Origin of the sequence: Bradyrhizobium erythrophlei, assembly GCF_900129425.1 — a bacterium.
Lineage (GTDB): Bacteria > Pseudomonadota > Alphaproteobacteria > Rhizobiales > Xanthobacteraceae > Bradyrhizobium > Bradyrhizobium erythrophlei_C.
The window spans coordinates 4,474,423-4,486,022 of the sequence record NZ_LT670817.1 but is presented as its reverse complement, the minus strand read 5'-3'; the positions used below and the strand labels follow the sequence as shown (position 1 = coordinate 4,486,022).

Genomic DNA, 11,600 nt, shown 5'->3' with positions numbered 1-11,600 from the left:
ACGGTTTGTTGCGGAGCGGGTTGCAGGCAGGGCGTATGCGGCTAGGTGCAAATAAAAAGGCCGGCGCGAGGCCGGCCTTTGCTTAGTTTGGGAGGCTCAGTTCAGACTGAGGTCAGTACTTCGGAATGGTAGGGCCGAACCAGCGGTAATTGATGCGCAGGGTGACGAGATCGACATCCTGGCGGATGCGGTCGCTGCCGAACAGGAAACCGGCCACCGGGTCGATAAACGTCGTGCTCTTGTCCTGCATGAACAAATGATCGTACTCGATGGCGGCCGACCAGTCCGGCGCGAAGGCGAATTCAAGGCCGGCCCCGACCGTGCCACCCCAGCGGGTTTGATCGCCGGTGACCCCGGCGAGCACGTTACCGGCCGTGGTCGACACACTGAAACGATCAGCAGTCACCGCAGCGCCTCCCTTCACGTAGGCCAGCACGGTGTTCCAGGCATAGCCGACCTGGCCGGTGAACAATCCGAACGCATCGACCTTCGAGCTGTTGGTGAAAGTCGGGAAAAGCACACTGACGTTGGAGCCGCGAAGATCGGCCCAGTCGCCCTGGCCTTCGACGCCGAACACCCATGAACTGGTCTGCCAGCGATAACCCATCTGACCGCCGGCGACGCCACCGGTGGCGTCGTGGCAACCTTCGCTGCCTATAAGTGCACCGCTCGGGAGCAGTGCATCCCAGCACTTGTGGCTCGATCCCCAGCCGCCGTTGAAACCGGTATAGAAGCCGCTCCAATCATAGGCCGCGGGGATCATCGGCGGCGGCGCCTTGGTGTAAAGATCCGCAGCCGCTGCGGGACCGGCCATGCCCAGTGCAACGAGACCAACCGTAGCCAGCAAAAACCTCTTCATAGTAGTATCTCCCCGGCTTTGTCCGCTTCGCTTAATCCCGAAGCGTTTCAAATTGTGAAGTGATCGCCGCGACGATCTAAAAATCCCTAGAGTCAGGATATCCGATTCAGCCCGAAAATCCGTCTCCGAAATGCAACACTTAGCGGCCAAGTGTATTTGGTGTAAATTGTTGATTCTACATAGTTTTTTCACAGCCGCGGGGGGTAGGCGCATTGTGATACCGCTGTTGCCCGCCCAGACGGAACAAAACTGGAACATTCGCGCGGGCAGTGCTATATGTGGATAACCAAGGGATCGTCAGGCGTTCCGGATCGGCGAACGTATAGGGTCGGGTTCAAAGTTGGTCCCCAAGGCAATAACGGCGCTCAGGCCGAAAAGCCTGGCGTCCGGCAAACCCAGTGATGTCCAGGAGTGGAGAGCGGCGATGGCGGGAAGTGTAAACAAGGTGATTCTGGTCGGAAATCTCGGCAAGGATCCTGAAATCCGGCGGACGCAGGATGGCCGTCCGATTGCCAATCTGAGCGTGGCGACCTCCGAGTCCTGGCGCGACAAGGCGACCGGCGAGCGCAAGGAAAAAACCGAGTGGCATCGGGTGGTGATCTTCTCCGAACCGCTCTGCAAGGTCGTCGAGCAGTATCTCAAAAAGGGCGCCAAGGTGTACATCGAGGGCGCGCTCCAGACCCGTAAATGGACCGACGCGAGCGGCGTCGAGAAGTACTCGACCGAGGTGGTGCTGCAGGGCTTCAACTCGACGCTGACCATGCTCGATGGCCGCAGCGGCGGCGGCGGCAGTTTCGGACCCGATGATTCCGCCGGCGGCGATTTCGGCTCCGGCGGTCCGTCCAGCGCCGCGCCGCGCCGCGCCGTCGCGGCAGCCGGTGCCCGCAACAGCGACATGGACGACGATATTCCGTTCTGAGTGCAACGGGGGCGGGTGCCCTGTCGTCGCGTGGGGCGGGCGGCCGTCAGCGCCGGGAATTCGCGTTCCGGCGAGCTTTTGCGGGCTAAATCCGAATCGGTAAAACGACTGATATAAGCCTGTAAAACCTACGAAATACGGCGCGTGAAGCGGCGCGCCTTAAGTTGTGATGCACATCGATGTTAAATATATTAACATCGATGTGTTGACCCAACACATCCGGAGTTTGGGCCCACATCGAAACCGGGGGGCGCGCCGTGAGCCCTGAGTCATGAGCCTTGAGTCATGAGCCTTGCGCCGCTGCTCAACGCCGCTCCCGCCATTCCCTTTCATGCCCTCGCGGCGATGAGCGCCTTCGTGCTTGGCGTGGTGCAGTTCGCCGCGCCGAAGGGAACGCTGCCTCATCGCACCATCGGCTGGATCTGGGTTTGCCTGATGATGTCGGTGGCGGCGAGTTCGTTCTGGATCCATCAGATCCGGCTGATAGGTCCGTGGAGCCCGATCCACCTGCTGTCGATCTTCACGCTGCTGGTGGTCCCGCTCGGCATCTGGAGGGCGCACCGGCACGAGATCGCCGATCACCGCCGCATCATGATCCTGACCTTCGCCGGCGCGCTGGTCATCGCCGGGCTGTTCACGCTGCTCCCGGGCCGGATCATGCACACCGTGGTGTTCGGCCCGTAGCGGACCCTGAGCGCCGTTCCGCGGCGATCCCGGGTCGCGGAAGCGGGGTCCGTTCAGGGAGATCAGAGGGTTGGTTCCATGGCCTTCGCGCGAGGGCCCGGGAACCTTCGTAAGTCTCTGAAAAATTGGAGGGAAAAACCGCTCTCGCAGGGCCGTTAGGGGTGGTTTGGAGGGCCTTGATACGCTATATGATTCCCATCAAGAACTGACCGGATTCCCCTTTGTCTGACCCTGAAGATAAGAAGCCCGGCGAGCCGCCGGCGCCCTCGGATATTCGTCCCGTATCCATCCTCGACGAGATGAAACGCTCCTACCTCGATTACGCCATGAGCGTGATCGTGGCGCGCGCGTTGCCCGATGCGCGCGACGGCCTCAAGCCCGTGCATCGCCGCATTCTGTATTCGATGTACGAGCAGGGGCACACGCCGGACAAGAAGTACGTCAAGTCCGCGCGCGTCGTCGGCGACGTGATCGGTAAATATCATCCGCACGGCGACCAGTCGATTTACGATGCAATGGTCCGGATGGCGCAGGATTTCTCCATGCGCGTGCCGCTGATCGACGGGCAGGGCAATTTCGGCTCGGTCGACGGCGATCCCCCGGCAGCCTATCGATATACGGAAGCGCGTCTGACCCGGTCGGCGCTCGCGGTGCTCGGGGATATCGACGAGGACACCGTCGATTTCCAGCCGAATTACGATGGCTCCGAGAGCGAGCCTCGCGTCCTTCCGGCCAAATTTCCCAACCTGCTGGTCAACGGCGCCGGCGGCATCGCCGTCGGCATGGCGACCAACATTCCGCCGCACAATCTCGGCGAAGTGGTCGACGCCTGCGTCGCGCTGATAAATGATCCCGCGCTCAGTATCGACGACCTCATCAAGATCATTCCGGGCCCTGATTTCCCGACCGGCGGCGTCATCCTCGGACGCCAGGGCATCCGTTCGGCCTATCATCTCGGCCGCGGCTCCATCGTGATGCGCGGCAAGGTGAAGATCGAGACCTTCGGCAAGGACCGCGAAGCCATCATCATCACGGAAATTCCCTACCAGGTGAACAAGGCCTCGATGGTCGAGCGCATCGGCGAACTGCAACGCGAGAAGAAGATCGAGGGCATTACGGCGCTGCGGGACGAGTCCGACCGCGACGGTTACCGCGTCGTCGTGGAAGTAAAGCGCGATACCATGGCGGAAGTCGTGTTGAATCAGCTCTATCGGTTCACGCCGCTGCAGACCAATTTTGCCGCCAATGTGCTGGCGCTGGATTCGGGCCGGCCGCAGGTGATGAACCTGAAGGACCTGCTGACGCTGTTCATCGCCTTCCGCGAGCAGGTGATCACCCGCCGCACCAAATTCCTGCTCAACAAGGCCCGCGACCGCGCCCACATCCTGGTCGGTCTGGCGATTGCGGTGGCGAACATCGACGAGATCATCCGGGTGATCCGGACCTCGCCGGATCCCAACACCGCGCGCGAAACCCTGATGTCGCGCGACTGGCCGGCCCAGGACGTCGCCGCCATGATCACGCTGATCGACGATCCGCGCCATCGGCTGGCCGAAGACGGCACCGCGCGGCTGTCGTTCGAGCAGGCCAAGGCCATTCTCGAACTGCGGCTGGCGCGGCTTACCGCGCTCGGGCGCGAGGAGATTTCCGAGGAGCTCGACAAGCTGGCGGCAGAAATCGCCGACTACCTCGACATCCTGCGCTCGCGCGCCCGCGTCCAGACGATCGTCAAGGATGAGCTCCTTGCCGTGAAGTCGGAATTCGCAACGCCGCGCAAGACCGTCATCGTCGAGCATGAAGACGAGGTCGAGGACGAGGACCTGATCCAGCGCGAGGACATGGTGGTGACGGTCTCGCATGCCGGCTACGTCAAGCGCGTGCCGCTGTCGACCTATCGCGCGCAGCGCCGCGGCGGCAAGGGCCGCTCGGGCATGCAGACCCGCGACGAGGATTTCGTCAGCCGCCTGTTCGTGGCCTCGACCCATACGCCGGTATTGTTCTTCTCGTCGCGCGGGCAGGTCTACAAAGAGAAGGTCTGGCGGCTGCCGGTGGCGGCGCCGAACGGACGCGGCAAGGCGCTGATCAATATTCTGCCGCTGGAGCAGGGCGAGCGCATCACCACCATCATGCCGCTGCCGGAGGATGAAGCCTCCTGGGCCAATCTCGACGTGATGTTTGCGACGACCGGCGGCAACGTCCGCCGCAACAAGCTGTCGGATTTCGTCGACGTCCGCCGCTCCGGCATCATCGCCATGAAGCTCGACGCCGACGAGGCGATCGTCGACGTGCAGATCTGCACCGAGCATGACGACGTGCTGCTGACCGCCGCCGGCGGCCAGTGCATCCGCTTCCCCGTCACCGACGTGCGGGTGTTCCAGGGCCGCACCTCGATGGGCGTGCGCGGCATCGCGCTGCCCAAAGGCGACAAGCTGATCTCGCTCACCATCCTGCTCCACATGGATGCCGATGCCGAGGAGCGCGCCGCCTATCTGCGCCGCGCCAATGCGGTACGACGGGGCGGCGTCGAAGAAGAGGCGGGGACCGACAGCGAGGACGCGTCGGGCGCCATCGAACTCGGCGAGCAGCGCTACGTCGAAATGTCTGCCAGCGAGCAATTCGTGCTGACCATCAGCGAAAACGGATTCGGCAAGCGCTCGTCGTCGTTCGAATACCGGACCACGGGACGCGGCGGCAAGGGCATCGTCGCGATGTCGGTGAACGGCCGCAACGGCAAGCTGGTGGCCTCGTTCCCGGTCGAAGACAGCGACCAGATCATGCTGGTGACCGACAAGGGGCAATTGATCCGCTGTCCGGTCGAGGGCATCCGGATCGCCGGCCGCTCGACCCAGGGCGTCATCGTGTTCGACACCGCAGAAGACGAGCACGTGGTGTCAGTCGAGCACATCGGCGAGGACACCGAGAACGGAAACGGCAATGGAGGCAATGGCGAGTAGCGAACGAAATTTCGCTATTCGCCCACTCGCGGGCGCCGGCGCCATGCTGGCCGCGCCGCGGCGCAGCCTGGAGCCATTTCCGGCTCGAGGCTTTGTGTAAAGCTCGTCATGCCCGGGCAAAAGCGCGAAGCGCGTCTTCGCGTTAGAGCAAGATGGTTTTAAGTTGAATCGGTGTGCCCTCCACCTCTCCCCAGCGGGGAGAGGTCGATTTGCGCAGCAAATCGGGTGAGGGGGTGCCGCATCAACGATAGACCGTAACCCCTCACCCGGCGCTACGCGCCGACCTCTCCCTATGGGAGAGGTGAAGTTTTCGCTGCAGCTCAATCTAATTTCGTCTCTAGATGTCCCGGGCATCCACGTTTTATTGCGGCGGCGGCAGGAAAGGCGTGGATGGCCGGGGCAAGCCCGGCCCTGACGAAAAAATGCGCGACTTGTCGGACTGAACCATCAACAGGCTAATTGGTCCCGCTTCGAGCCAGCCCTCGCCAGGCGAGTTTTTTAGACTATAACAACTTCTACGACGCCATTGTCGCCCTCGGTCACGGCTTGGAATTGCATGAGGCTCCTCCTTCTTGCTGCGGCCTTGCTGACTTCGCCGGCTGCTCTGGCCTGTGACCTGTCGTTGGTCGCGCCGGCGAAGTCGGTTCTCAAAAACCCCGTTCGAGTCAGAGCCTCGCTTGCCGGCGACGCCCTGACCGCGAGCTATTCGGTGTCGGCGCCGTCGCTGAACGCCAAAAAGATTCTTGGCCCTCAGCAATTTCCCTACATGTTCGACGTCGTGGAATTGTTCGTGACGTTTTCCGAAACCGGCTTTCCGTATTACGAATTCGAAGTATCGCCGTTCAACCAGACCTTTCAGGTCAGGATCATCAGTCATACCCAGCCTTTTCAAGAGGGTATCGATCTGGGTCTGGTGTCGGCCGCGAAAATTTTGCCGGGCGGCTGGACCGCGGAATTGAAGATTCCCCTCAAGCCCCTCGGGTGGGACGGCGATCCCGGGAAAATCCGGGGAAATTTCTATTCCATTCTGGAACGTGCCCCAAAGCGCAGCTTTTGGAGTTCGTTCCTGCCGAAAGCCAAAAAGGCGAACTTTCATCAGCCGCAATTTTTTCAGCCGTTGCTTCAATGTGAATAGATCGGGGAGGGGGACGAAATGCAAAGGCGTGATTTCCTGAAGGTCACGGGTGGTTTATCGGCTCATTTGATTGTCGGCGGTTCGCTGCTTTCGATCCGTCAGGCGGAGGCCGAAACCGGTTTGCCGATTGCCGCGCTGCAGGCGTCGCTGGATCCGAAGAAGGATCTGGTCTTGATCCCCGAGAACAAGGGTTCCAGCAAATTCGACTTTGACAAGTCATACCAGCTGCGAACGCAAATCACGCCGCGGGTGCGGGTGGTTGCCGGAAGCGCCGCGGCGGTCGGCAGTACTATCCTTTGGGCCACCAACAACGGTATCGACTTCGCGATCCGCTCGGGCGGTCACTCCTATGAAGGATTTTCGCAGAGTCCGGATCTTGTGATCGATGTGCGCGGAATGACCGCGATCAAGCTCTCGAACGACAAGAAGTCGGTATCGATCGGCTCCGGCTCTTCGCTCGGATCGGTCTACAAGGCGCTCACGCCGAGCCATTTGGCTATACCGGCGGGAAGCTGCTTTCCCGTGGGGGTCGCGGGCCATTCGCTGGGCGGAGGTTTTGGACTGCTTGGGCGTCCCTTTGGCCTCGCTTGCGACAGCATCCTGTCGATGGAGATGGTCGATGCGTCCGGACAGATTCGTACCGTGAGCGAACAGGCAAATCCGGATCTGTTCTGGGCATTGCGCGGTGGCGGCAATGGAAGCTTTGGCGTCGTTACGAATTTCATTTTTCGAACCAGCGCGGTCAACATGGTCGCCAAATTCGGAATGGAATGGAACAAGACGCCCGCCCAGGGGGTGAAAGTCATGCAAGCCTGGCAGCAATGGCTCGAGGATTTGCCGTCGTCGATCACGTGCACGCTTCATCTGGAAAAAGCTGAGAAGAAGAAGCCGGGATTGATCAAGCTGCGTGTGACCGGGCTGTCGGTGCAATCCGCAAGCAGGCTGAAAGTCGAACTCAAGCGTCTTCAAAGCCTTGCCGGTGCAGCAGACGATGCTCCTGCGATAGTAACAGAGACGTTTGATCTGGCCGCCACGGCCTTCAACGGCGGCAAGCATGCCCCTGTCTACGAATCGATCTTGATGAAGGGAAAGTCCGACTACGTCACGGAGCCGATGACCGACCAGGGCATCCTGACGTTGCTTGGAGGTCTGCAGAAAGCCCCGGTATCGATGGCGTTGCTGTGTGACAGTTACGGGGGAGCAATCAACAAGGTTGCTTCAGACGCGACCGCCTTCGTCCACCGCGCCAATACGAAATACTCGATGCAGTATTACATGCAGTGGGATAAGCCCGACGCTTCGGATGCACACCTGTTGGCGATGCGGACCTTGTACGATTCGATGAGGCCGTTCGTTTCCGGCGGATGCTACGTGAACTACTGCGATCTTGATCTCGGCAACGGTTACGCCAAGGCCTATTGGGGCGATAACCTCCCGCGGCTGATGAAGATCAAGGCTCAGGTCGATCCGAAAAATATCTTCAAGCATGCCCAGAGCGTGCCGCTGAGCTAGGGCGCGAACCGATAAAGTCAGAGGCGTCGGCGGACGTCCGTTTTGGTGCCGATTGCGGACTCAAGCCGGACGTCGCGCGAAGTCCTGAAAGTGCCAATAAGCGACATCGCGGGCCCGCCGAAGAGGCCGCGGACCGAGATGTCGAATGCGCGCGGTTGCATCACCAAAGATAAAGCTGAGTAACCGCCGGAGGGGCGGCTTCACACAGTGGTGCGGGCACTAAACCGAGGATCACCCATTAAAACGTGGCGGCTTCCGCCGTCCGTCTCATGAGTTTAACCAGCAGTCAAGCTCGCCCCATTGCTTTCCCTGAATTGAAGAGCAATTTCGTCAACTGCCCGCTGCGCCCATTCGTCGGCCTTTGCCAGCCAGAATTCTTTACGTTCCGTGTCAAGCAAAGCACGCTCTCGGTACATCATTTCCTGGTTACGAATTTCAGCAATTCGACTCATTTACTTCGCTTCTCCTGCTTCGTTTCTCCAAGTAAGACCGAATTAAATCGCCAAATAAGACCCAATTAAATATCCGTGCAACACGACAGAGCTGCAACCGACAATCGCGATGATTGGCATGGGGCAATGGCTCTTAGGCGGGTTACACGTTCAATAAATTAAATATTAACAAGCCGACATTAATCTCTCGTTATGGTTTCTGTCAACCGAACGCAGTCAGCCGTTTTAATTTTATTTAAAAAACGTCAGTTGCATTTAAAGCACAGAATATCTGTGTCAAATCGCCTATCATTCAGGTGGAAATTCAAATCAAGCAAAGCTCGACAACAACATTATCGGCGCTCGCGAGGGTGTATTTATCGTTTCAGATAAATCGCCAGAGGCGACAGAGAAAGAGATGGAGATTTACGATGAAGAAGTTTCTCCTGGCCACGGTTGGTCTGGTAGCGTTAGGCATGGCTACTCCTGCGTCGGCTGCAGATGTGGCCGCACCTCCCTACACCAAGGCGCCACCCCCGCCGGTCGTTGCGATTTACGACTGGACCGGGTTCTATATCGGCGTCAACGGTGGTGGCGGCTCCGCCCGCAAATGCTGGGACCTTGTGGGAGATTCCGATGCCGATCTGCCGGGGCCGGAAGGCTGCCATAACGCAACCGGCGGCACCGCGGGTGGTCAAATCGGCTATCGTTGGCAGACGGGCAATTGGGTGTGGGGCATCGAAGGCCAGGGCAACTGGGCCGATTTCCGCGGCAGCAATGTCAGCAACCTCTTTGCGCCTGACTTTAACCGTTCGCGGGTCGATGCATTTGGGTTGATCACCGGTCAGATCGGTTATGCCTGGAACAACACCTTGTTTTACGTAAAGGGGGGTGGCGCCGCCACCGGCGACAAGTATGACGCCTTCAGCGGGACGAGTGGCTTGATTATCGCCGCGGCGAACGAAACCCGTTGGGGCGGCACGGTCGGTGCAGGTCTCGAATTCGGGTTTGCTCCGAACTGGTCGGTCGGTGTCGAATACGACCATCTGTTCATGGGCTCACGCAACGTCACTCTGACCGCACCTCTTTTCTCCGAGACGGAGCACATCAAACAGGACGTCGATATCGGGCTGGTTCGCGTGAACTACCGCTTCGGCGGCTACGGCGGCTACGGCGGCAACGGCGGTTACGGCGGTTACGGCGCTCCGGGCGCGGCCCATTACTGATTCTCCAGTTCTCCAAGCCCAACTCAAGCCCCGGCGTCGTCCGGGGCTTTTTGTTCAACACGATAGCCGCTCGCAGGTATGGGCGAGCTGACCCGGCGGTCTCCGGCACAAGTGGTCTATCGCGAACGTGCAGATATTAAAGCAAGGCGCTATAATTCGTTCGTGATGCTTGGCCATTTCGGGTCGGTTAACGCTTCAGAGGGTCCTGTGTCCGCTTTCGCGAATTTGCCGATCGCGCGTAAGCTTATGGCTGCGTTTGTCGCCGTGGTCGTGGTCGTATTTGCGAGCAGCGCTATCGTATACGGCCGCCTTCTCGTGATCGAATGGGCCGAAAACTGGCGTGTCCACACCGCCGACGTGTTGGAGGCGCTAGAGAAGGCAAGGGACGCGATGGTGGATGCGGAAACCGGCGTGCGTGGTTATCTGATCACCGGCGACAAGAATTTTTTGGAGCCCTATCATAGGGGCGTCAATGCCTACACCGCGGCGATCCAGAAAATAAGGGACCTCGCCGCGGACAACCCCGCCCTGCAGAACCGGCTCGATGAACTAAACGAATTGGCGAAAAAATGGCGTTCCGGGATCGCCGAGCGGGAAATCGCGCTGATGGCGAAGCCCGAGACGCGCGAGGATGCGCGCGCCCTGGAGAGCTCGAGGGCCGGCAAAACCGCAATGGACGTCATCCGCGCCAAAGTGGACGAAATCGAGGGGGGTGAGCGCGATTTGTTGGCAAAGCGCGCCGCCGTGCAGGAACACGCGTTCGCAACTGCATACAGGATGACGATTCTCGGCGGCGCAGCCTCGCTCATCGTCGCGACGCTGATGGGCGTTCTGCTCACGCGCGGGATCGCAACGCCGATCACCCGCATGACCAGCGCCATGACAACGCTCGCCCAAGGCGATAACACCGTTGAGGTGCCCGGGACCAATCGCAGTGACGAGATCGGCGCGATGGCGGCGGCGGTCCAGATTTTTAAAGATAGCATGATTGAACGTGATAGGGCCCGGACCGAGCTCGCTCATGTTAATCGCGTCACGACAATGGGGGAGCTGACCGCCTCGATCGCCCATGAAGTGAGCCAGCCGCTCACGGGCGTCGTCGCCAACGCCGAGGCCGGTCTGCGCTGGCTGGACCGCGAAACTCCCGACCTTGCCGCAGCGCACCGCTCGTTGAAGTGGATCATTGGCGACGGCAATCGGGCGAGCGAAGTGGTCTGGCGCGTCCGGGCGCTCGCGAACAAAACCGACATCGAGAAGGCGCCGCTCGACGTCAATGACGTCATCAAAGAGGTCATCGCTCTGATGCAGAGTGAGTTAATCAGCCACCAGGTGCTGTTGCGAATGGAGTTGGCACCCGCTCTACCCATGGTCCTCGCCGATCGGATCCAACTGCAGCAGGTGATTATCAACCTGGTGATCAATGGCATTGAAGCCATGCAATCGGTCACGGATCGACCGCGCGAACTGGTGATCCTCTCAGGCCGGGACGAGACACGCCAGGTGCTGGTAAGTGTGACGGATTGCGGGGTCGGGATCACCGCCGAGAATGCGGACCGCGTGTTCAATGCTTTCTTCACCACCAAATCCAGCGGCATGGGCATGGGACTCTCGATCTGCCGTTCGATTTTGGAAGCGCACGGTGGCCGGCTGTGGGCCACGGCAAACATACCCCACGGTGCCATGTTTCAGTTCACCCTGCCGGTGAACGTAGACATTCCGGCGTGAGGCTCCGTCCGCAAGCCGTTCAGGAAACAAACGGCTCGGCCGCGATTTCCGCTCGGGGTCAAACTGAGAAGAACTCAGCCTGAGCAAATGTCTTCCGGGTTACCCCGGCACCCTGAACGCGGACGCGCTCGATACACTCTCCTTGGCTTGAAGGT

The 11,600-nt window shown here is 60.1% G+C and carries 9 protein-coding genes; 7 read left to right on the top strand and 2 right to left on the bottom strand.

The window, feature by feature from the left end; genetic code table 11:
• Window positions 1-112: 112 nt before the first annotated feature.
• Window positions 113-859 carry an outer membrane protein gene (locus B5527_RS21365; protein WP_079603294.1) on the bottom strand — a complete coding sequence of 249 codons (747 nt, stop codon included), beginning with the start codon at window positions 857-859 and terminating at the stop codon, window positions 113-115.
• Between the two features lie 424 nt (window positions 860-1,283).
• Here B5527_RS21365 and B5527_RS21360 point away from each other — a divergent pair, with 424 nt between their 5' ends.
• The 5 genes from B5527_RS21360 to B5527_RS21340 all read left to right on the top strand — a co-directional run bounded on the left by B5527_RS21360 (window position 1,284) and on the right by B5527_RS21340 (window position 8,063).
• Window positions 1,284-1,778, top strand: a complete 495-nt coding sequence (locus B5527_RS21360) for a single-stranded DNA-binding protein (protein ID WP_079603293.1) — start codon at window positions 1,284-1,286, stop codon at window positions 1,776-1,778.
• Window positions 1,779-2,063: 285 nt separating this feature from the next.
• A complete protein-coding gene (locus B5527_RS21355; RefSeq protein ID WP_079603292.1) occupies window positions 2,064-2,462 on the top strand; it encodes a DUF2306 domain-containing protein in 399 nt (132 codons plus the stop codon).
• Window positions 2,463-2,683: 221 nt separating this feature from the next.
• A complete protein-coding gene (gene gyrA, locus B5527_RS21350; protein ID WP_079603291.1) occupies window positions 2,684-5,416 on the top strand; it encodes a DNA gyrase subunit A in 2,733 nt (910 codons plus the stop codon).
• A gap of 556 nt (window positions 5,417-5,972) precedes the next feature.
• Window positions 5,973-6,551, top strand: a complete 579-nt coding sequence (locus B5527_RS21345) for a hypothetical protein (protein WP_079603290.1) — start codon at window positions 5,973-5,975, stop codon at window positions 6,549-6,551.
• 18 nt (window positions 6,552-6,569) lie between these two features.
• Window positions 6,570-8,063, top strand: coding sequence for an FAD-binding oxidoreductase (locus tag B5527_RS21340; protein WP_079603289.1), 1,494 nt, complete (start codon window positions 6,570-6,572; stop codon window positions 8,061-8,063).
• A gap of 275 nt (window positions 8,064-8,338) precedes the next feature.
• On the opposite strand, the gene B5527_RS45440 is transcribed toward B5527_RS21340, so the two are convergent.
• Window positions 8,339-8,515, bottom strand: coding sequence for a hypothetical protein (locus tag B5527_RS45440; protein ID WP_172842626.1), 177 nt, complete (start codon window positions 8,513-8,515; stop codon window positions 8,339-8,341).
• A gap of 410 nt (window positions 8,516-8,925) precedes the next feature.
• On the opposite strand from B5527_RS45440, the gene B5527_RS21335 reads away from it, so the two are divergent.
• Together B5527_RS21335 and B5527_RS46505 are read left to right on the top strand one after the other, a co-directional pair.
• The gene (locus B5527_RS21335; protein WP_079603288.1) at window positions 8,926-9,720 is read left to right on the top strand and encodes an outer membrane protein; all 795 of its coding nucleotides are present in this window, start codon (window positions 8,926-8,928) and stop codon (window positions 9,718-9,720) included.
• Between the two features lie 78 nt (window positions 9,721-9,798).
• On the top strand, window positions 9,799-11,445 hold the full coding sequence (locus B5527_RS46505) for a CHASE3 domain-containing protein (RefSeq protein WP_079603287.1): 1,647 nt from the start codon (window positions 9,799-9,801) through the stop codon (window positions 11,443-11,445).
• Window positions 11,446-11,600 lie beyond the last annotated feature (155 nt).